Source organism: Bacillus sp. NPDC077411 (assembly GCF_044543425.1).
Taxonomy (GTDB): domain Bacteria; phylum Bacillota; class Bacilli; order Bacillales; family Bacillaceae_G; genus Bacillus_A; species Bacillus_A bruguierae.
In genome coordinates, this window is the sequence record NZ_JBITWA010000022.1 from 43,449 (window position 1) to 63,311 (window position 19,863).

The 19,863-nt window shown below is 33.7% G+C and carries 21 protein-coding genes and 2 pseudogenes; 5 read left to right on the forward strand and 18 right to left on the reverse strand.

Annotated features, from left to right (window positions below; translation table 11 throughout):
- Positions 1–292: 292 nt before the first annotated feature.
- A complete protein-coding gene (locus ACIGHG_RS21210) occupies positions 293–796 on the forward strand; it encodes a MepB family protein (RefSeq protein WP_336474224.1) in 504 nt (167 codons plus the stop codon).
- Between the two features lie 255 nt (positions 797–1,051).
- Here ACIGHG_RS21210 and ACIGHG_RS21215 read toward each other — a convergent pair whose 3' ends face one another.
- Positions 1,052–1,576 carry a hypothetical protein gene (locus ACIGHG_RS21215; RefSeq protein ID WP_336474225.1) on the reverse strand — a complete coding sequence of 175 codons (525 nt, stop codon included), beginning with the start codon at positions 1,574–1,576 and terminating at the stop codon, positions 1,052–1,054.
- A gap of 661 nt (positions 1,577–2,237) precedes the next feature.
- Here ACIGHG_RS21215 and ACIGHG_RS21220 point away from each other — a divergent pair.
- Both ACIGHG_RS21220 and ACIGHG_RS21225 read left to right on the forward strand, forming a co-directional pair.
- Entirely contained in the window at positions 2,238–2,654 is a 417-nt protein-coding gene (locus tag ACIGHG_RS21220) for a hypothetical protein (protein ID WP_336474226.1), read from the forward strand.
- Positions 2,655–3,215: 561 nt separating this feature from the next.
- Positions 3,216–3,647 (forward strand): hypothetical protein, encoded by a 432-nt coding sequence (locus ACIGHG_RS21225; protein ID WP_396550412.1) that lies wholly within the window; start codon positions 3,216–3,218, stop codon positions 3,645–3,647.
- A gap of 143 nt (positions 3,648–3,790) precedes the next feature.
- Here the strand turns inward: ACIGHG_RS21225 and ACIGHG_RS21230 are convergent, their stop codons facing one another.
- From ACIGHG_RS21230 to ACIGHG_RS21260, 7 genes and pseudogenes are all read right to left on the reverse strand, one after another.
- Positions 3,791–4,291, reverse strand: a complete 501-nt coding sequence (locus ACIGHG_RS21230; protein ID WP_336474228.1) for a GNAT family N-acetyltransferase — start codon at positions 4,289–4,291, stop codon at positions 3,791–3,793.
- A gap of 174 nt (positions 4,292–4,465) precedes the next feature.
- Complete coding sequence (locus tag ACIGHG_RS21235; RefSeq protein ID WP_336474229.1) at positions 4,466–5,434, reverse strand: NAD-dependent epimerase/dehydratase family protein; 969 nt, start codon at positions 5,432–5,434, stop codon at positions 4,466–4,468.
- A gap of 409 nt (positions 5,435–5,843) precedes the next feature.
- A complete protein-coding gene (locus tag ACIGHG_RS21240) occupies positions 5,844–6,608 on the reverse strand; it encodes a VOC family protein (RefSeq protein ID WP_336474230.1) in 765 nt (254 codons plus the stop codon).
- A gap of 242 nt (positions 6,609–6,850) precedes the next feature.
- Positions 6,851–7,080: pseudogene (locus tag ACIGHG_RS21245) on the reverse strand (cupin).
- On the reverse strand, positions 7,047–7,601 hold the full coding sequence (locus ACIGHG_RS21250) for a GNAT family N-acetyltransferase (protein WP_336474231.1): 555 nt from the start codon (positions 7,599–7,601) through the stop codon (positions 7,047–7,049). The pseudogene ACIGHG_RS21245 and the gene ACIGHG_RS21250 overlap by 34 nt, the downstream one beginning before the upstream one ends.
- A gap of 4 nt (positions 7,602–7,605) precedes the next feature.
- Positions 7,606–8,271 (reverse strand): serine hydrolase, encoded by a 666-nt coding sequence (locus ACIGHG_RS21255; protein ID WP_336474232.1) that lies wholly within the window; start codon positions 8,269–8,271, stop codon positions 7,606–7,608.
- Positions 8,271–8,981, reverse strand: coding sequence for a nucleotidyltransferase domain-containing protein (locus ACIGHG_RS21260; RefSeq protein WP_336474233.1), 711 nt, complete (start codon positions 8,979–8,981; stop codon positions 8,271–8,273). The genes ACIGHG_RS21255 and ACIGHG_RS21260 overlap by 1 nt, the downstream gene beginning before the upstream one ends.
- 897 nt (positions 8,982–9,878) lie before the next feature.
- Between ACIGHG_RS21260 and ACIGHG_RS21265 the strand changes: the two genes are divergently transcribed.
- Complete coding sequence (locus ACIGHG_RS21265; RefSeq protein ID WP_336474234.1) at positions 9,879–10,415, forward strand: hypothetical protein; 537 nt, start codon at positions 9,879–9,881, stop codon at positions 10,413–10,415.
- A 258-nt stretch (positions 10,416–10,673) separates the two neighbouring features.
- Here the strand turns inward: ACIGHG_RS21265 and ACIGHG_RS21270 are convergent, their stop codons facing one another.
- The 9 genes and pseudogenes from ACIGHG_RS21270 to ACIGHG_RS21310 form a co-directional block, all read right to left on the reverse strand.
- Complete coding sequence (locus ACIGHG_RS21270; RefSeq protein ID WP_396550416.1) at positions 10,674–11,675, reverse strand: sensor histidine kinase; 1,002 nt, start codon at positions 11,673–11,675, stop codon at positions 10,674–10,676.
- Entirely contained in the window at positions 11,672–12,343 is a 672-nt protein-coding gene (gene ybdJ, locus ACIGHG_RS21275; RefSeq protein WP_336474248.1) for a two-component system response regulator YbdJ, read from the reverse strand. Before ybdJ ends, ACIGHG_RS21270 begins: the two co-directional genes overlap by 4 nt.
- Before the next feature lie 11 nt (positions 12,344–12,354).
- A complete protein-coding gene (locus tag ACIGHG_RS21280) occupies positions 12,355–13,338 on the reverse strand; it encodes an alpha/beta fold hydrolase (RefSeq protein WP_336474236.1) in 984 nt (327 codons plus the stop codon).
- Positions 13,339–13,629: 291 nt separating this feature from the next.
- Positions 13,630–13,911: a HesB/IscA family protein gene (locus ACIGHG_RS21285; protein ID WP_336474237.1), complete on the reverse strand. Its 282-nt coding sequence runs from the start codon at positions 13,909–13,911 to the stop codon at positions 13,630–13,632.
- A 21-nt stretch (positions 13,912–13,932) separates the two neighbouring features.
- Complete coding sequence (gene arsA, locus ACIGHG_RS21290) at positions 13,933–15,699, reverse strand: arsenical pump-driving ATPase (RefSeq protein WP_336474238.1); 1,767 nt, start codon at positions 15,697–15,699, stop codon at positions 13,933–13,935.
- Positions 15,700–15,718: 19 nt separating this feature from the next.
- The gene (arsD, locus tag ACIGHG_RS21295) at positions 15,719–16,078 is read right to left on the reverse strand and encodes an arsenite efflux transporter metallochaperone ArsD (RefSeq protein ID WP_336474239.1); all 360 of its coding nucleotides are present in this window, start codon (positions 16,076–16,078) and stop codon (positions 15,719–15,721) included.
- 56 nt (positions 16,079–16,134) lie between these two features.
- Complete coding sequence (arsC, locus tag ACIGHG_RS21300; protein WP_336474240.1) at positions 16,135–16,536, reverse strand: arsenate reductase (thioredoxin); 402 nt, start codon at positions 16,534–16,536, stop codon at positions 16,135–16,137.
- Positions 16,537–16,561: 25 nt separating this feature from the next.
- On the reverse strand, positions 16,562–16,891 hold the full coding sequence (locus ACIGHG_RS21305; RefSeq protein ID WP_396550419.1) for an ArsR/SmtB family transcription factor: 330 nt from the start codon (positions 16,889–16,891) through the stop codon (positions 16,562–16,564).
- A 364-nt stretch (positions 16,892–17,255) separates the two neighbouring features.
- Positions 17,256–17,789: pseudogene (locus tag ACIGHG_RS21310) on the reverse strand (IS200/IS605 family accessory protein TnpB-related protein); the annotation flags it as partial.
- 153 nt (positions 17,790–17,942) lie between these two features.
- Between ACIGHG_RS21310 and ACIGHG_RS21315 the strand changes: the two are divergent.
- Entirely contained in the window at positions 17,943–18,770 is an 828-nt protein-coding gene (locus tag ACIGHG_RS21315) for a peptidoglycan-N-acetylglucosamine deacetylase (protein ID WP_336474241.1), read from the forward strand.
- A gap of 58 nt (positions 18,771–18,828) precedes the next feature.
- Here ACIGHG_RS21315 and ACIGHG_RS21320 read toward each other — a convergent pair whose 3' ends face one another.
- Positions 18,829–19,728 carry an NAD(P)/FAD-dependent oxidoreductase gene (locus ACIGHG_RS21320; protein ID WP_396550421.1) on the reverse strand — a complete coding sequence of 300 codons (900 nt, stop codon included), beginning with the start codon at positions 19,726–19,728 and terminating at the stop codon, positions 18,829–18,831.
- Positions 19,729–19,863 lie beyond the last annotated feature (135 nt).

The following is a 19,863-nucleotide window of genomic DNA, read 5'->3' on the forward strand; positions in this document are numbered from 1 at the left end:
AATTAATGTTTCCAATCCATCCAAAACTTCCATTACGACATTTTTCTACAATTGTATACTTTTACAAATGGATTAAAAGGCTCACTTAAAACTACATACAAGAAATCTAAAATGTACATTTTTAGGACATAGTTTCTAAAGTGAGTTTTAGGAGAAGTTTCCAGCAAAAAACAACGAAATTTGATTGATATCTGATTGTCTCATAAATAATCGTTTTGAGAATCGTATTCTATACGACATATAAGAACGGGTGTTTGTGATACACTAAGATATAAATAGAGGAGGAATTCACATGAACAATTTTAACAATATAATCGAAAAATTAGATAATATAGTTTATAAACCTAATAACTTAATAATCACTAATCTAAAAGAAGAAAGACAAAATTCAGAATATGCAGGAGGGATATTCAAGTTAAATAACAAAACCATACGTTTTAGGGTATCGAAAATTACTCCTAATAAAATTGGACAATTTGTTTCTTTTTGGGAGAAAAATGAAAACATGCAAAATCAGGCCTTCTCTTATGACTCCAATCCTGACTTATTAGTTATCACTTGTATTGATGATAATAAACTAGGACAATTTATTTTTCCAAAAGAGATTCTTTTAAAAGAAAAAATATTGAAAACTCAAAGCCAAAAAGGAAAGATGGCTATGAGAATTTACCCTATTTGGGATAACCCTGTTAGCGATCAAGCTAAGAAGAGCCAATTGTGGCAACTTCAATATTTTGTTGATTTAAGTGATACTAATAATTTATCCATAGATAAATTATTAAACTTATATTCATAGCTTCTTGTATTATAGTAAATTGAGGAAAGTCTTGTTTTATAGCAAGGCTTTTATTATGTTGTTTAAAATTTTAACTTGATGGGCATCGGGTACAGACCGCAAATCGAAAAAACCCACGCTAAGAGTATTTCAATGCAACACAACATCATTTATGTTACTTTCTTTTTTTGTCGAATTTCATAAAATAAAAACTTGACTCAAAAGATTCGTCATTCAACGAACTTTTGAGTCAGCCTCTTTGATTTATAGATTGAGTTAAGGGATAGTATACAGGATAGTGGCTGCCGCTCCATCCGTTAGGGCACCGTCGTCACTAGTAACAACTTGAACAGATAATAGATCACATTGATTGACAACTAAATTAGCAGGTGCAAATGCGTAACAATTTCCTGCTGTTACCGTTGCAGTAATACTTGTATTCACAGGAGTATTCGTACAATCTCTACTTATAAATATTGTACCTGTTACCGGGAACCTATTAGCCATAGTTTCATCGCGGACACTTAAAACGAGACCCGTAATTGTTGCTGTCTGTGCTATTACCACACTATTTTGGAAGAAATTTCCCCCATCGGTACCTAGTCCGATGAAATTACCACTTAGAAGTGATGATGCACTTGAAGCTAAATAGATCGACAAAACGCATCCACAAGGGGGGGCAAGCTCATCAGCAATCGCATGTTGTACAGTCTCATCTGCTAATTCATCAACTGCAAGAAGATCATTAACGGTAACTGGACCTCCTGTAGATCCCGGTTCAGTCCCCAGAACTTGTTGCACGTTATCTGCAACTTGATTGATTGCTTCAGCGTTTTCGAGATTTTTTAAAGCATCGGACAAAATTGAGTTTGGATCTGTATTATCCTCAAATTTCACAATATATGATACCTCACTTTCATCGAGATAAATTCAATGTCCACCACTACAACTAATGGTAGTGAATTTGGTTTCGACCTACCTACCACCGCCACTATAGTCACTCACTAAAAGTACCTACAGTACCGCCGGCGCCTCCTTGCGCAATGCTCAACGAAATCGAATCGTAAAATTGGGGTAAAGGGGCTTGTGATAAAGCAAATCGCTCTGAACATTAAATGTGGTTACATTAACAATATATTGATATGTGTTGGCAAATGAATCTACGCTTGTCTATTATTGATAGCCTTTTTATGCATTTGAACCTTGGAAAGAAGAAAAGGTTCAAATGCATTATTTTCTGAATTTTCAAACTTAAGTGCACGATTTGACTGTTAAAGGAGGACATGAAGTTTCTTTTTGTATACCCCATACATCAATAGTTAACATAACATTATCAGAAGTTAATGTATTTAGTTTATTTAACATTTGCTATCCGTTAGTAAAGATTGATGAAAGGTCTATCTTATTAAAATCACTAATAAGATATATTGATTGTTTAATATTAGGAGGTGTATGTACTATTATGCAATTTGCTTTTGTAGAAAGCCTAACAAGGATTCCTATACCACCAGCCAATGTATCCATTCTTACTCTCCCGCCTTTTCCTACATCTCGCCAAGTTGTAAAACTAGAATCAATGGCAACTGTTTACTTGGGTTCACCTGGTCCTAATCCTACTGATTTTGAATTTTTACTGTCTTACCTTTTATATCGTGACGGAACTTACATAGCTTTTACGTCACAATCTGATATTGCACACCGTAGTATAGAAATAACTCCTAACATTACGTGGGTTGATGTACCACCATCAGGAACTCATACCTATGAGATAAGGATAGCGCTAGCTGTACCAACGGGAACTGTTACCGATATAAGAAGTCGTACATTAACCGCTACTCTGTACCCAGAAGGTCAAGTGCTTCCTTCAACAATGACTTAGGTGTGCGAAAGGCGGCTACTTGTGCGTAGTCGTCCTTTTCATCAATTAGATTTTACCTTTGTACTCAATATCTAACATACTATTCCTCTATATGACTTGGCTTACCATTAACTGCTTGCATGAACCAAGTAGAGGAATCAACGCTTTATATATCACAATGATCTAATACAGTACATATCCTCTTTAAACTCGCTGTACTTCGATTTCGCTATGTCATCCCGTATAAGCATGTCGCATGTACATAAATCATGAAGTATTTCATTTAGCCGTTTCTTATTAATTTGTCATTCATATATTAAAATTTCCCCTCAATTATCTTTATCAACTTATTCCGGAATATTCAAATAATAAATTTATATACAAGTCATGCATAAACTATTTATTTTTTCTTGATGGAAACAATTTTAAATTATGACAAATATTTGAACACTGAATTATTATTCAAATATTTAAAAATATGTAGAATAATGTATTTTTTTGTTTATATACTCTACTTATCTTTTGAGTGTACACTCAAAAATGTAATGACAATCTGACACAAAAATTGAGGAGGAGTTTTTAATGAAAAAGATTATGAATTTTACTTTAGCAGCCATGATAGGTGTAGGGACCATAGGATTCATGACACCTTCAACGTCATACGCAGCAAAATGCACATCAATCGATGGACCTAAACAAACACATTACTTAGGTTCAGATTGTTATGAAAGTACACTTTATTTTGGTGGAGGTAGTGAAGATAATATATATTACTTTTATGCTGAAGAAGGTGCAAAAGTTAACTTTTGGTTAGAAAGAGGTGTCAAGACAGATTTTGAATTCACTGTTATTAATCCTGATGGTGATGAGAAAAACTCGAAAGCAAATGGAAAATATGCACAAGAAATAAGAGGATTTAAAACTGAAACTAGCGGAAGATACGAAGTAATTATCCATTCAGATAATGGATATGTAGGTAGGGACTTTAAATTAAAAGTACGACAAACTAACTAATAGCATCAACTACTAATTTTAAAAAAGATCATCATAAAGATGATCTTTTTATTTTTTACACCTAATGCTTAATCTATATTATTCCTAAAGCCGTAAACATTACGAAGTTGTTTGCTAAGCCAACGAAACGTATTTTTCACTTCTTATATAAATAAAACCATATATTCTTCATCTCGATACACTTCATCCATTTTCAATGCTCTTTTTTCTACACCATACGATTCAAATCCAATTGAATGATATAATTTTTTTGCTGCCATATTATCCGAAACAACTGATAAGCCAATTTGCTCTATATTTAATTTCTTTGCTTCTTTTACACTTTCATATATGAGATTACGTGCATACCCTCTTCCTCTACTTTGAGCACTTACATACATCCCAACAATATGCCCTTTATGACGCAGTACTGCTCTTGATTCTGTTAATAATGTTACAATTCCTACTAACTTATTATTCTCATCAAAAGCACCAAATGTATAGCTATGTTCCCCTTGTAAATTTTTTATTACTTCTTGAATCGGCTCTTCTTTTTTGATTGCTTCTTCATATGTAGTAACATATGCTTCTGGATTTTTTTGCAATGCTTCTAAACGTAAATCCCAATAACTTTCTGCATCTACTTCTGTTAACATTCTAATCATCCGGCTACATCCTTTCTTACATATAAAGTGAAACTTCTATCAGTGGGGGTTTTCTTCATCCCCCACTGATGGTTAGCCCGTCCAATCGGGCTTTTAGATAGGTTCTACAAAATTAGATTTTTTCCTTTATATTATTTAACCAACATGTAGTTTACATAATAATATTATATTTTTTTACTTGTTTAATGAAAAAATACGAAGTACCTCATCAACTTTATTCATAGTAGCATCACTTAACTGAACATTTTCAGTTTGATAAAAATGATATGCCTTCTGTAAACCGGTATGCAAATTCACTCGTGGCACGTATAAATGATGTGCATTTAATTTTTCTATATTCATCGTGTAAGTAACATTACGGAACGGAAAATAATTTCGTGTTGAAATGGCAGGGTCTAATGCTGTTTCATCTATTTCCACAGTATGTGTCTCTATTCCTACTATATGGCTTGCTGTATCGACAAGTGTCTTCCATGTAATATCTTCTGGATATGACAAATTATAAGCTTGTCCATTAGATTGTTCTGAACCTATTACACTTTCCATCACTCGAACTACATCATCAATATGCACAAATTGCACTGGACCCACATTCTTGGGAATAGGAATAGTGAGGTTTTTTGTCAAGCGATCGAATATGTACGCTTCTCTATACAAATTGTTGCCTTCGCCGTAAATATACGAAGGTCTAAAAATCGTAATTGGAAATCCTTCTTGTTTATGTAAGGAAAATAAATAATCTTCCGCTTCTTTTTTATCGAGCCCATATTGTCCCCAATTATAATTTTCTGTTCGCTCAAAATCTTCAAATAAAGTTTGATTAGAAGGAGCATACACTGCTCCTGAACTACATAATACATATCGCTTTAATTTACTTGTATCTATATAATCAAGCAATGTTTTTACATGATTCTTATGATAAGCCGTAATATCAAAAATAAAGTCGTACTGTTTACCTGAAATATTCTTCTGTATATCTAATGAAACATTACGATCTCCAATAAGATGTGTACGTACTCCTTCATAAGTAATTTCTCGTGTTCCTCTAGTGAAAATATCTACTTCATATCCTTTAGAAATGAAAAACTTTGCTAATGCTTCACTAACAAACTGTGTACCACCCATTACTAATATTTGAACCATCTATGTATCCCCCATTTTTTAAAGAATCTATATAAATCCACATTAAAAAGTTGACATAAAAACCCTCTTTCTTTTTAGATGGTCGAGAGCATCTAAAAAGCATAGAAGCGGTCAGGTCCTTTTGCTCGCACATGCAAAGTTTAAAACAAAAGGAGAAAGCGAGTGCAGGTCATGTTGTATTCTGCATAACAGCGACTTATAAAGAAAAGCGGAGCCGACTGTTTAGGCCCGTTGGCTAAGGTTCTTTCACACAGAAGGTGTTTTTTACCTTCTCGTGTGGAAGGTTCTTAGACATGAGGGCTTAGGAGGCAGAGCTAGACAAAGGTGTCGAAAAATTAAAATGGATATATATTTACACTATAAGTTTATAACTCTAGTCCATATTTTTCCATAATAACTTCATGTTTATTTACAAAGATAAAGGTAAATGCAGTTGTTTCGGAGTAGCGTGTAAAAACTCTGGTGTATGTTTCAGCCTAATAGAATAAGAGTACTGCTTAAAATGTAGTGTATTTTCTTTTTTATTTACGTTTTGGATAAATTCTATATCCGGAGTTCCAAAGGTAATGTTCATTATAGGCATTAATGCTCTCATATCAATTGGAATCCATGGCCTTCCTTCTTTCACAACAACTGCATGTGCAGTTCCTCCAATTACAAAATTAAATATATCTTGGTCATGCATCGTCTTCATTTGCAATGTTTGTTTCAGCCATTCACGAAACATAGGAACAGAAGGAACTGGAAATCCCACTTCTCGAACATACATAACTTGTAAAGGACCATTTCTTTGTAAAACCTCTTCTTTTACATATTCGTGTGAAATAACCTCAAGAATATTTCCATCACTATCTTTGAAATATACGGCCTTACTGATTGAAGAATGATACGTAACTTTTTCACCTTGTTTATCTTTTAAAATTTGAACACCTGATCGTGTGAGCCACAATGCGATTTCATCAAACAGAGAGTACGGCACTTGAAAAGCAAAATGAGTTGGCACAATTGGTTCTAATATTTCTTTGAAACTAATGGTTGTAAAAGGAGTAACTTGAAACTGAATAAACGTTTCTGTTTGCTTTGCAATAGGAAATTGCAGTATATCAGCATATACTTGTTTTACGCCTTCAATAGATAATGTTTGTAATTCTATATCTGCAAAATGTGTAATCATCTAGCATCCCTCACAATGTTTATACTTTTATCCCGCATTAACGGGCAGTAATACTCCCACCTCAAAATTCAACAAAAGCAAAGAAGTTAGGTGGGAGATAAACTGTCCGTAAAAGCCCGATTGGTTCAACTAATAATCAGTGGGGGATGAAGAAAACCCCCACTGATTAAAGTTTCACTTTATTACTAGTGTATAAAAGATACTTCGTAAAGGAATCCACTGAAAGAGGGATAAGGAATTTACTACTTTTGTAGTATAGGCATATTCACCGACATCTCTTCTCCTTCTATTACAATTGCCATTAGACCCGCACTTGTACTTATTCCGTGATTTTCAGCATTTTTCCAAAAGCAGCCTGTCCCGCCTGAATATAAATCTTTTCTTTATTCTCTCCGCACACATACCCTTCTCCTTGTGCAACTAACAAAAGTTGATTCGTCACTGCTTCATAATAGCCAACAGTTCCATTAATTCTTCTTTTAACATACTAAAACGATAACGATCGACAAATTCTCCGTGTCTCAGTCGATCTTTTCTCATTAATCCTTCACATACAAACCCAGCTTTTTCATAACTTTTCATCGCTTTTGTATTATCTGCATCTACCCGCAGCCAAATTTTTTCTAAACTGAACTGTTTAAAGCCAATTTGTAGCATTTCGTATAAAGCAGCCATTCCGTAACCTTTTCCCCAATATCGTTTATCTCCAATCGCAATTCCTAGCTCTGCATTTTTATTTGTTCTATCGAAATTTTTCAAATCGACCCAGCCGATATGCACACCTTCTTTGGAACAAATTGCTCTTTGTTCATAACCATTTGTTCGATTGATGCACATTTCAATCCATCTTCTTGTATCTTCACGTGTGAATGGCGGATATTGATCTGGAACTACTAGGTGACGTGTTACTTCTTTATCTAATGACCATTGATAACGGTCTTCTATATCCTCTAATGACAATTCTCTTAATTGAATATTCGGTAAACTAACCATGTAATCATTCCTCATTTTTATATGTTTGTACAATTAATTCTCCTATATTTTTCAGTACTTGTTCTAGTTGATACCACGCTGTATTTTCATCGTATGCTCGAACAAATCCAATACAAAATAACACTCGATCTTCTAAATATAAATAACCAACATCATTACAAACTGTTTCAAGCCCACCAGTCATATGTAACCATTCATATTGATTTGAGAATTGGAAACCATCTGGGTCTTCTTGTTCTTTTAAAGATTCGAAGATAAACATATTCTCTTTTTCATGCTTATATAAGAATTTCATGAATTGAAATACACTAGCTGGTGTTCCACAATTTTTAGTTATATTCGTATTATCCTTATTAACGAGTATATCGAGTTTCATATGCTGTAATTCAATATTCATCTCTCTTATATCAATTTTTTCTAAAATACAATCATATGCTTCTCTCGAATGTTTACGAATAGCCTCTTTGATTGTCATTGGTGCTATATGCTCACTTTTCTGAAAAGCAATACTACCTACAATCCATTTTGCCAAACTTGCTAAAGGGAACTTTTTATTTTCATTTATACATAAAGTTTCATTTGTTTTAGTGTCATACAAATATAAACCTATTTCTACAGAAGAAGGAATTAGTTGTTGTACATCTTTTATCAAAAGATTTTTAAGTCCCATCACTTTTCAACCTTTCCAATACAAAATCCCTCAAAAAGTCGTCCTCCATACATATCTAAAATACCATTAACAAACGCGATAACTTGCTCTTTCGCTCCTGTTTTATAAAATTCTTCAAACACCGCTGCAAACTCTACAGCAAACTGTTCATCATATTTCCTCAGTGTCTTCATAAACCACTTTGATTGCCCAGTCCAACAATTATTTATTCGCAATACGAACTCATGAACAAGACCTGCAAGATGATTCGCGATAAACAATTCATCTTCTCGTTTTGTTGCACCAATAAAGTCGTCTAACACATCTGTAATAAAATACCGCTTCTGTTGTATCATTTCTTTTGTCCAAGGTTCAGGCCCTTTTTCTAATAGTTGCTGCGCTTCTTTCTTTATAACTGGTATAATCCCTTTCATATCTTTTAGCACAATTCCTTCTACAACAAGTTGCGGCAAAGAAGGACGACCACGTTTACAATCACTCGCAAAAAAGTCTTTATAAGACGTAAAGTTGTGCACAAATACTTCAACAGGCCATCCGTTAGCTATGAAAGATTCACGATATGCTGAAGAAAGAGTTCTATCAAAAACGATAATGTCCAAATCAGAAGTTTTCGTTCCTTCTCCCCTTGCAATGCTTCCTCCTAAAAGAGCCGCATCACAATTTGGAAATTGAGATGCAAGAATTTGTTTAGCTGCTTCTACTGGTTCCATATGTACCTCTCCTATTCGTTCATTGTTATATATATTTTTTACTATCTATTACCACTTATGATATATTCGACATTACTTTTTGATTTTCCTATTTTTTAATAAAAAATACGGTATGTGAAATTTTAAAACTAATCCTTATTTATAACATTTTATCACTATACAAATCGATGCTATGCAAAATACAGCAGGACCTATCCCCCGCACTTGCTCCCTTTGTTTTAAACATTGCATGTGAAAAAAAAGGCCCTGACCGCTTCTATGCATGGCCAGATGCTCTCGCCCTCCTCTAAAAAAGAGGGGAATTATGTCGTTTTTTAACTTATATTAATAGATTACTTTTTGAACTATATAAATATAGCTGTTGAATAAAGTTCAACCCTTTCTTACAATCGTTCTTAAACAAACACACCTAACTATTTAAATGTGATCCTTCACAAACTTAGCTATCTTTAAGCTAACTCATATATTTTAAAAACATATTTCTAGCAAAGATAAAATTAGAAACAGTCATTTGAGACTTTTTATTTTGTGAATTATTTTAATTAAAAAATCCTTTCATTACATTGTACATAGACCATAAAGTGATACTTTAATCAGTGGGGGTTTTCTTCATCCCCCACTGATTATTAGCCCTCCCAATCGGGCTTTTACGGGCAGTTTATCTCCCACCTAACTTCTTAAAAAAAGTGGAAGTGGCTCGTTCAGAATGTGAGGGGGATGGAGCTTCTGACGTAGAGGTTTTTTTACCTCGTAGGAAGAAGCGAAGCCACCGAACATTAATATAATTACATGTATCTCGATCAAACCCCCTATTGAGAAATAAATTAACCCCTTTCCAATAAAAGGGAAATAGTTATACAATGAACTTGTACGTATTCTATTATAGGAGTGATAAATTTGAAACGTGTTATGGGTGTACTTTCTACTGCTTTATTAACTGGCACAATGTTGTTTGGTGTATCAAATACGGCGGCTTATGCAGATTCTTCTTCACAGCCATATAAAGTTGTAACACCGGGTGAATTGAATGAAAATCCTAAAACAATTGGATTTGATAACAAAGCCGAATTTGAAACATACTTAAAGACACATCCAGTTTCTCCGAACGTTACAAAATCTCTACAATCTTCATCACAGATTTATTCTACTTTTTATTATGACATAGATTTAAAGGGAGCACGTTTTACTGTGAACTCGAGTAGAAACCCTGTTATTTTAGCTAACTTTGGTGGTTCAAATAACGATGCGGTTTCATCTATCCTTACGCATCCATTTGGAGACTATACAACAATTTATGAACATAGTAATGCAAAAGGACGTGCGCTTGCTATTGTAAACAATGGGAAATATATTAATTTAACAACAGTTAGTATGGGAGATGGCGCAAGAACATGGAATGATCAAACTTCCTCTGCTATTGTGAAGGCAAATTAATACTAAACTAATAGAAACAATAAGAGCCGACTCTTAGGAGTTGGCTCTTATTACTGCTGTAGCTTTGAAACAAAGTCGTACCGTTTTATCTCATTAACCAATACATTCATACAGGTTTATTTTTGATAAACCCTAAACTTAAATCTACTAAAAAAGAATCCATTTTGAAAAGAGAATGATCAAAATGGATTTAATTCAACTATTTAAATTACAAAATATTCAAACCATATTCCTTTACAAAATAATAATAAGTACCCCTTATGTATTATTTTCAATTGCGGTAAAACAATATATAGTCCCACCTCTATTTGACTGTAAAGTATATTTGATATTGAGCATTCTAGATATATCTTCAATTATTTTTAATCCAAGTCCTGTACTTTGACCATTCATATCAAAACCAATTCCATTATCCCTAATAGAAACAACACTATTTTCAATCGTTATCACAAGTTTTTTAGCTTTTGAATGTTGTAACGTATTCTGAAAAATGTTATCAAATAATCTTTGAAGCCACAAATCGTTACTAGTCCATATTAAATCTTTACATATTGGATTATATACTAATTCGATATCATGCATACTATACAGATAACTCCATTTTTTAACCATCGTTTCTAATACATTATGTATATTCACATCATCATTTACAATATAAGAATTCTCTAATGCATCTGTAGATTGCAATTTAAATTCATTGGTTAATTCAGCAATATACTGTATTTGTTGATATAACGATTCTAGTACTTGTGTTTGGCCATTATATTGGTCTTCTAAATAAAATAGTTGTAATCTCATAGCTGTTAAAGGTGTATTAATATCATGTCTTAGTTTATTTAAAAGTTCCTTCTTCATTTCCTCTTGCTGTTTAAGTTCTAATTCTCGATATGTAGTTCTTTCAATTAATAAATTTACTGAGCGAATTAATTCCCCTACTTCATCATCCCTTTTCACATCTAATGTATTCGGGATCTTTTTATCGCTAGCTAAATGTCGAATCGTTTTATTTAGTATATTTACCTTATTTAATAGTGAGTTAATTGATTTCGAAAATAAAAAGGCTAACAATAATAGTGATACAAAAAAGATAACTAGCATTGTAGGATATGCAAATGATTCATGAAAAGGAATGTGCTTGTTCTTCGCTTTAAAGGCAATATTATAAATTACTGACATAGAGACACTAATCAATAGCAATAACAATGGTACGCTAATAATAGCGGAAAATAATAATAGCTGGTATTTCTTCTTTAATTTCATTTCTTCATATAGGTATTTAGTCGATACCCTTCTCCATATATATTTTGAATAATTTCACCCGTTTTATCATGAATCTTTGTTCTAATTTTTTTAATATGTACATTCACGATATTGGGATTTCTGTCTTCTAGTTTCCATAAATAGTCAAAGAAATGTTCTTTCGTTAAAATTCTATCCCTATTTTCATATAAATAGAAGAATATTTTACGCTCAATCGTAGTAAAAGCAACTTCATTATGCAAGCTAGTATTGAAAACCTTTTTATGTTCTGCATCAATATATAAATGTTTGATTTGCGTAAACGTACCGTATTGATTCTCTAACATTTTCTGCATTCTTAGTAATAGCTCTCTAGGATCAAAAGGTTTTATCATATAATCTTCCCCAATAGTCAATCCTTGGAGTTTGCTATCCATATCACTTCGAGCAGATAAAAAAATAACCGGAATATTTAATCCAAGGTTTTTTATTTTCTTCGTAATTTGATAACCATCTTCACCTGGTAACATAATATCCATTATAACTAAATCTATCTCATGGATGATTTCAGTAATATCTTTTCCTTCTTTCTTCCAACATACATTGTACCCTTCGCGTTGCAAAATTTTTTGCAATAAATCACCAATCATCAAATCATCTTCAACAATTAAAATGTTATATCCCTTCATCATGCAAACCTTCATTTCGCTTTTTTGTTGATAAATTCCTTAGAAAACTTATATATTTCATCGGCCTGATATAAATAAATGCTGTGCGTCCCCCTCAATTTTATAACATCTGCTATTTCAAGTTGTTCTGCAAATTCTTTATAATCCTTATAATGTTGTTTTGTATATTTCGAGTTCTTAGATTGATCAGCAACTGCATCTAAAAATAATATAGGTGTTTCTTTTGGTATCGGAAGGTTAACGGATTTTTTACTGTTTTCGTAAGAATGTAAGAGCTCTTGTTTCATATCATCATTAAAAAACTGTTTATACGATATTGCTTTATAAATTTCTTTTTCATGTTTAGTTAAAAAAGATTGTCGAATCACTTCAGGATTATAAGTAGTAGAAGGTAGAAGTCGATGAATACCCATTTTTGTTAAGATATTTATTCCTCTTATTTTTAATGTTGACTTATCTACTTCGCTTTTATATTTCACATACTGCTGAGGTAAACCAATATCTAACGCAATAATGCCTTTGATTTCCTCCGGATATTTTTGTGCCCAATAAATCGCTTCTATACCTGAGATAGAGTGTGGTACTAATATATATGGTGGCTTATTTCCACTTTGAATAAGTGCCTTTCTAGTCTGTTCTAATATTGTATCAATATCTCTGTTATCTTCAAAAGCATCGCTGTAACCATAACCCGCTCTTTCTACGACAGCTATTTTGTTCTCTTTTGAAAATTTGCTATACAAACCTTTCAATTCATAAACCGGCGCAGCCATCCCAGCACCAGACATAAATACATATGTATCCTCACCACTACCTTCATTATATACGTTCATTTTTTTGTTATTAAAATCAACTAACGTTCCTTTCTTTTTCATTAACACTGATTCCTTACTTAATTGGTAGTTATGGTATATACATACAGATACTGCTACAAGTAAAATAACCGCAATGAACACAACAAATATATTTTTTAATACTTTAAACAATTTTCTCATAGAATTCTCCTTTCAAGCTATATTGAAAGGATACGAGATAAAAATAAATTTCTAATAAATTTTTATACTATTACTACTCCTTCACCGAAACAAAACTTTCTTTAGGTTAATTGCTTCACTCTTATACCATGACAATTTATTTTATTATTTTAAATAAATAACTTTCATAAAAATGAATAAAATCACATAGAAAAAGAGAACCTGTTGATAAGGGGCTGTTGACAAAAAGAGGAAACGCAAAGCGCTTCCCTTTTGTCAACAGCCCCGTTTAAGGAGATCTTTTTTCTATCTTTAACAGCAGCTTTCTCCTCCGTGGAAGACCAAACCTGCTTCTTCCCCTTTTCCTTCAAAATCAAGAGTAAGTTTATCTACTGTATCTAAAACCTTTTTATCAATTGCAATCTCTAGTCCATTAATTGTTTGTACAACATCGTCTTCTTGTACTGCAGCTAACGACATTCCCCAGCTCGGTCCACAACATCCTGCACCTTCAAATGAAAAACGTAATGTGAATACACCATGCTCTTTCATAACTTCTTCAATATATGTTTTTGCTCCATCTGTAATAATCATGTTAATCTCTCCTCTTCTATTTTACACTGTTAAATGTTTTAAATTTTTATAGCCAACAATATCTTGTGCTTTCCAAGGAATCACCACATATTGTCCATTCGATCTTTTTTCGATCTCACACATCCATTCTATTTCTGACATTGCTCTGCCATGTAGGATAGGGTCTTTCGTATGCGTTGCATATAAACTTTGATTAATTACCCACCAAGTTGGTGTGATGTTTGCTCGTTTTAAATCTTCTTGCAAACGACTTGCCTCAAGCACAGGTGTAGCTTCTGCTAATGTTACAATCACAACACCTGTTTCTTTTGTATTGCGAAGACGTGGTAATAATTGTTGTACTGAAGCTGGAACTTCACCAATCGAACGCTCAATTTCTTTATGATACGAATGTGCCGCATCAAGCAGTAGTAATGTATGTCCTGTTGGTGCTGTATCAATAACAACGATTTCGTTACTTGCCTTTTCTACAATGTTGGCGAACGCACGAAAAATCGCAATTTCTTCTGTACAAGGGGATCGTAAATCTTCCTCTAAATAAGCTAACCCTTCCTCATCTAACAACTCTCTTGATTGATTCAGAATTCCTTCTCGATACTTTTCCACTTCGACTTTTGGATCAATACGGCTTACGGATAAGTTGCCATGTACGGATTCATGGTGCATGACATGACCTAAGTGTGCTGCTGGATCAGTAGTCGTTAAATGAACCTTGTGCCCTTTTTCTACTAAACCAACCGCAATCGTAGATGCAACCGTTGTTTTTCCCACGCCGCCTTTCCCCATCGTAAAAATAACACGTTGACCAGTTTTGTGTATATTCTCAATCAAATCTTTTAAAGGTGCTGTTTTCATGTCTTCTGATTCTAAAGTCATCACATCAAGTATCGCACTGTTCATAAATAATTTACGAAGATTTTCAATACCAGTGATGTTAAACGACGCTAAAGGAACAGCGTAAGTCGTAACCTGTTTTAATTCGGCTGGTATTCGTTCTAATGCCTTTGTTTGTCTCTCATAAAAAGCTTGGGATACTTCATCCTCTTTCACATGATTTTGCATCATCCCATTGATAAGTAGTACTTGATTCTGTATCCCAATTTCCCCAAGTTCTTTTGAAGCCCTTGTAGCTTCTTGTAATGGAGATATGTCTGGACGTGTTACTAACACTAATGTTGTTTGTTCTCCACTAGACAGTTTGGCAACTGTTTCTTCATACAGTTTTTTCTTCTCACTTAATCCAGCAAGTGGTCCAAGACAAGAAGCACCATGTGTACTTTCTTCTAAGAATCCACTCCATGCTGTTGGAAGTTGAAGAAGGCGCAACGTATGTCCTGTTGGTGCTGTATCAAAAATAATATGATCGTACTGTTTTGTTAGTTCTTTATTTGTTAATAAAGATGAAAACTCATCGAATGCTGCAATTTCAACCGTACATGCCCCTGAAAGCTGTTCTTCCATTTGATTAATAACCGCTTCTGGAAGTTTTTCACGATAAGGTCCTACCACCCGTTCTTTATACTGGGTTGCTGCTGTTTCAGGGTCTAAATTAGCTACGAATAAGTTATTTACACTTGGAATTTCTACTGGTTGATTCGTTAGTTCCATACCAAACACATCTTGTAAATTCGAAGCTGGGTCTGTACTTACAAGCAATACACGCTTTCCTTTATCAGCTAATGTGATTGCGGTTGCACATGCAGTTGATGTTTTTCCCACACCACCTTTTCCCGTAAAAAATAGAAATGGTGTAAATTCCATTGTCTGTGGATTATATAAATGAGTCATGTCTATTCCTTCTCTCTCTTTACTTTTTCACGTTTAATCCTAAACGTACACGAGACTTTTGACTTAACTCTTCTTCCGTTAATCCTGTTAATGCAACAAATTCATCATTTGATAAGTATTCTTTTTCTTTTACCACTTCACCATCAACAAGAGTAACAGGAAGCACTTCAGGACCTTTTTCCATTAACAATTTACTGATGATTTCATTTGATGCAAACGCATCTGGTTCACTTGCTAAGTTATAGCGTGTGATATCAAATCCTTTATTTTTCAAATTGTTAATAGCCACAGAAACTCGAATTAATTCTGGGTCTACACTTGGTCCACAAACACCTGTTGAACAACACATTGCTGGATCATAAATTTCAATTTTTTTCATAGTTCTTTCCCCTCCTATATAAGAAGCCGAGATGTTACCCTCGGCTATGTTTTTGATTACTCACCTGTTTCCGCAAATTTCTTAATGCGCGCACCAATCTCGTCACGCACATGTTGAAACACTGACCAATCTTGCCCTGCTGGATCCTCAAATCCCCAATGTTCATGTTTCACATGTGGAGGAATTGTTGGGCATACGTCTCTCGCATGTCCACATAATGTCACAACAAAGTCTGCTTTATTTAAAATGGCAAGGTCAATGATATCTGATGTTTGACCTGTAATATCAATATTTACTTCATTCATTGCTTTAATTGCATTTGGATTCACGCCATGTGCTTCAATCCCTGCAGAGTACACATTCCATGTATCACCCAAATACTTTTTCCCAAACCCTTCAGCTATCTGGCTACGACAAGAGTTACCTGTACATAAGAAATAGATTATTTTCTTTGTCATGTCTGTTCATCTCCTATTACTTCTTTTAATTACAGCAGTTATCATCACAAGTATCTGCACCTTGCGGAAGAGCTACATTACGAATCACATCTTGAATCAATTCGTAATATTCACTTTCGTTATTAATGGAGTAATAAATCCATTGTCCACGTCTTTCTTCTTTCACAAGCCCCGCATCCTTCAGCTTGCGTACATGTTGACTAATAGAAGGTTGACTCATTTCGAATATATCTACAAAATTACAAACACAATATTCTTGTTCATATACCATTCGCATCATCGCTAATCGCGTTTTATCTCCTAATAATTTAAGGATACTTGATACCTTTTCAATTTCTAATATTGTCTTTTGCATATCTCAACCTCCTTTTCTTGCTATAAGTATATAAGCATTTACTTATATATTCAACTAAAAAATACTAGTAGCTCAAAAACTTAAGCAACAAATCCTCTTTTATAAGGTCTCCTTTTCTTCTATGCCCATCCATTTGTAATCAGGAAGAAAACCCGTTGACCATATAATATTGTGCACGTTTATTTTGCTTCTATCATTAAAAGTTATTTCACTTCCCTGTGCTTGTATCACTCTTGAGTGGATTTCTATATTTCCCTTACGTATCAATTTTTTAAATTCAAATCCAAAAATAGGGTCACTTTGTTTTTTCAAGTATTACAAAATCATAACCTCCTTGTTGCAAATAGTAACCCATACTTAACCCAACTTGCCCAGCACCATTCACATCTGCATTCAGTAATTTGTTCTCTTTCGTATGATACAAGCCACATTTGAGACGTTTTCCACTGAATACAGAGATGTCTTCCCCACCGTAAGTAGGAATCGCATCATTGTCTAGAAAGGATGCTTTACTTGTATACGATTCTTCCACGACTTGTACCATTATGCCTTGCCTCTTCGCCTTGTAGTTAATCATTTCAATGAGTAGATTATGTGAGATATGGCAAAAGGATTGATTCTGTCGTTTTCCCATCTCGCTGTTTTGTTTCCATGCTATATTTTTCCCAATCATAATCACGAAAATTTCGTGTTGAATCGCAAACCGAACAATATGACAACTCATTTTATGAAAGAGATCTTTTATTTTGAAAAACCGTTTCTCATGAAGCCTCTCTAAACGTTTTGATGTGTGAGATCCTTCTTTTGGTTCTTTTCCATGACGAAGAATGCCCAGTAAGTGTGCCTTTTGTTTGTTGTAGTATTGATTGATACTTTTAATCACATTGCCCTTTATTACACAATTGATAAACAAAATCCAAAAAATCTTGCATCTATTCCATAAATCACATCTTTACTTGTAAATATATTTTTTCACAGTACTATACATAGAATTACTAATATAATAGAATGAAATAGAATGGGATTATTAGAAATAGAAAGAAGGACATTTATGCGTAACAAATCATCTCTCAGAACTTTATTTAAAAGAACTCTTATTATGTGTGTAGGAATTTCATGCATATACGAAGCATCTGTAGGATCGAAGTATATTGTAAGTGCCAATACAGAAGATTCCCCACAATCTGTTCAGCTAGTAAGTGAAATACAAACTGCACTAGCTCCAAAAGAAACACCACAACAATACAATGGTCAAGTTAGAAAAGTAGCTTATCTTACTTTTGACGATGGTCCAGGAAAGCATACCGCTCAATTATTAGATATATTAAAACAAAATGATGCGAAAGCTACTTTTTTCCTTATTGGCTCTAACGTTAAAGAATATCCAGATTTAGTAAAACGTGAATTATCAGAAGGTCACTATGTCGGCATGCATAGTATGTCACATGATTACGCGAAGCTATATAAACAAGGCGGCTATGTGAACGAAATGAAAGAAGATCAAAAATTAATTTCTAATATTATTGGACAAGCTCCAAAATTAACGCGTCCACCATATGGTTCCATGCCAGGCCTTACTGATGCATTGCGAAATCAGGTCGCTGAAAATGGGCTGCGAGTATGGGACTGGACTATTGATTCTTTAGATTGGAGATATAATAAAATGCCAGTGGATGCTGCTTCTACTAAAATTGTAGAAAATGTAGTTGCAGGCGCAAAAACAAACAGAGAAGTCATTCTTTTACACGATATTCACCCACAATCTGTTTCTGCTGTATCTGCTATTATTAAAGGATTAAAGGAAAAAGGCTATGAGTTTGATAGCTATAATGAAAACGAACATTTCGAAGTAAACTTTTGGCATGATAAACGAATTTAACATATATAAAAGGGCTGATTTCTATATGATAGGAATCAGCCCTTTTATAATTATATATCTATTTTAATTTTTCAACATATAAGTCGCTTCTATGCATGGCCAGATGCTCTCCCCCTAAAAAAAAAGAGGGCTCTTTTATGTTGATTTTTAAATTTGTATTTAAAATTTGATTCCCACTCGACAATGGAAGATGAAATGTTTGGATGATAGGATTTACTTTTACACCTGGTGTCCAAACACACTCTCCCGCTGCATATGTTATTCCATTTGCACAAAGTAATTGACCCTTTTCAAATTTCATCACTCTCGTTTTAGACATGAATTGTATTCCAATCTTGCTGAGTTCATATGTTAATCGTTCACTTACTTTTACTGGAACACCGTGTAATAAATGCTCTTTTGAATCAAACAAAATGACTTCTACCTCAACTGGATTAATCCCTGCTTTTTGAACTTCTTCTTTAAACCAAACACATATTTCTGCAGAAGTCTCAATACCAGTAATCCCTCCGCCAACAATAGCAATTCGCAATCGTTCTCGTCTTATTTCTTTATTTTCTTCTGTTTTTGCTAATTCAATTAAAGAAAGCAATTTTTGTCTTACGTCTAAGGCGGTCTTCACACTCCTTAATGTTGTCCCGCCTAACGTACTAGAAATTTCTTGAATGACACTCCCTAGAGCTAATACAAGATAGTCATATTGCACTGTTCTTATTCTTTCATCTTCTAACTTTATCTCTATTTCTTTTTCAGAATAATTACACGCTATCGCTTCTCCTTTTATAAATTCCATTCCATCTGTACAATACCTTTTTAATGGCACTTTTAAATCAGCCTCTTCAACAACTGACTTAAATAATAAAACCTTCCGAAAATGAAATGAATTTTTATCCACTAACGTAATTTTCACTTCTTTCCCTAATGAATGACCCAATTCTTTCTTTAATCCATTTAACATATTTACCGAAAAGAAGTCCCTTCCTCAAGGAGCGAGAAGTGCGTAGCCCAGCGAGTAGGTGGGGGATGAATTTTCGGTAGGTGATCGCCTACATATGTTCTTTGTATGTACTTTTGAGGCTATGCGATATAATAA

What these genes read in the sequence shown, in the direction of transcription:
- ACIGHG_RS21210 (WP_336474224.1), top strand. Translation starts at nt 293, where the DNA reads ATGAACAATTTTAACAATATAATCGAAAAATTAGATAATATAGTTTAT.
- ACIGHG_RS21220 (WP_336474226.1), top strand. Translation starts at nt 2,238, where the DNA reads ATGCAATTTGCTTTTGTAGAAAGCCTAACAAGGATTCCTATACCACCA.
- ACIGHG_RS21225 (WP_396550412.1), top strand. Translation starts at nt 3,216, where the DNA reads ATGAAAAAGATTATGAATTTTACTTTAGCAGCCATGATAGGTGTAGGG.
- ACIGHG_RS21230 (WP_336474228.1), bottom strand. Translation starts at nt 4,291, where the DNA reads ATGATTAGAATGTTAACAGAAGTAGATGCAGAAAGTTATTGGGATTTA.
- ACIGHG_RS21235 (WP_336474229.1), bottom strand. Translation starts at nt 5,434, where the DNA reads ATGGTTCAAATATTAGTAATGGGTGGTACACAGTTTGTTAGTGAAGCA.
- ACIGHG_RS21240 (WP_336474230.1), bottom strand. Translation starts at nt 6,608, where the DNA reads ATGATTACACATTTTGCAGATATAGAATTACAAACATTATCTATTGAA.
- ACIGHG_RS21250 (WP_336474231.1), bottom strand. Translation starts at nt 7,601, where the DNA reads ATGGTTAGTTTACCGAATATTCAATTAAGAGAATTGTCATTAGAGGAT.
- ACIGHG_RS21255 (WP_336474232.1), bottom strand. Translation starts at nt 8,271, where the DNA reads ATGGGACTTAAAAATCTTTTGATAAAAGATGTACAACAACTAATTCCT.
- ACIGHG_RS21260 (WP_336474233.1), bottom strand. Translation starts at nt 8,981, where the DNA reads ATGGAACCAGTAGAAGCAGCTAAACAAATTCTTGCATCTCAATTTCCA.
- ACIGHG_RS21270 (WP_396550416.1), bottom strand. Translation starts at nt 11,675, where the DNA reads ATGAAATTAAAGAAGAAATACCAGCTATTATTATTTTCCGCTATTATT.
- ybdJ (WP_336474248.1), bottom strand. Translation starts at nt 12,343, where the DNA reads ATGAAGGGATATAACATTTTAATTGTTGAAGATGATTTGATGATTGGT.
- ACIGHG_RS21280 (WP_336474236.1), bottom strand. Translation starts at nt 13,338, where the DNA reads ATGAGAAAATTGTTTAAAGTATTAAAAAATATATTTGTTGTGTTCATT.
- ACIGHG_RS21285 (WP_336474237.1), bottom strand. Translation starts at nt 13,911, where the DNA reads ATGATTATTACAGATGGAGCAAAAACATATATTGAAGAAGTTATGAAA.
- arsA (WP_336474238.1), bottom strand. Translation starts at nt 15,699, where the DNA reads ATGACTCATTTATATAATCCACAGACAATGGAATTTACACCATTTCTA.
- arsD (WP_336474239.1), bottom strand. Translation starts at nt 16,078, where the DNA reads ATGAAAAAAATTGAAATTTATGATCCAGCAATGTGTTGTTCAACAGGT.
- arsC (WP_336474240.1), bottom strand. Translation starts at nt 16,536, where the DNA reads ATGACAAAGAAAATAATCTATTTCTTATGTACAGGTAACTCTTGTCGT.
- ACIGHG_RS21305 (WP_396550419.1), bottom strand. Translation starts at nt 16,891, where the DNA reads ATGCAAAAGACAATATTAGAAATTGAAAAGGTATCAAGTATCCTTAAA.
- ACIGHG_RS21315 (WP_336474241.1), top strand. Translation starts at nt 17,943, where the DNA reads ATGCGTAACAAATCATCTCTCAGAACTTTATTTAAAAGAACTCTTATT.
- ACIGHG_RS21320 (WP_396550421.1), bottom strand. Translation starts at nt 19,728, where the DNA reads ATGTTAAATGGATTAAAGAAAGAATTGGGTCATTCATTAGGGAAAGAA.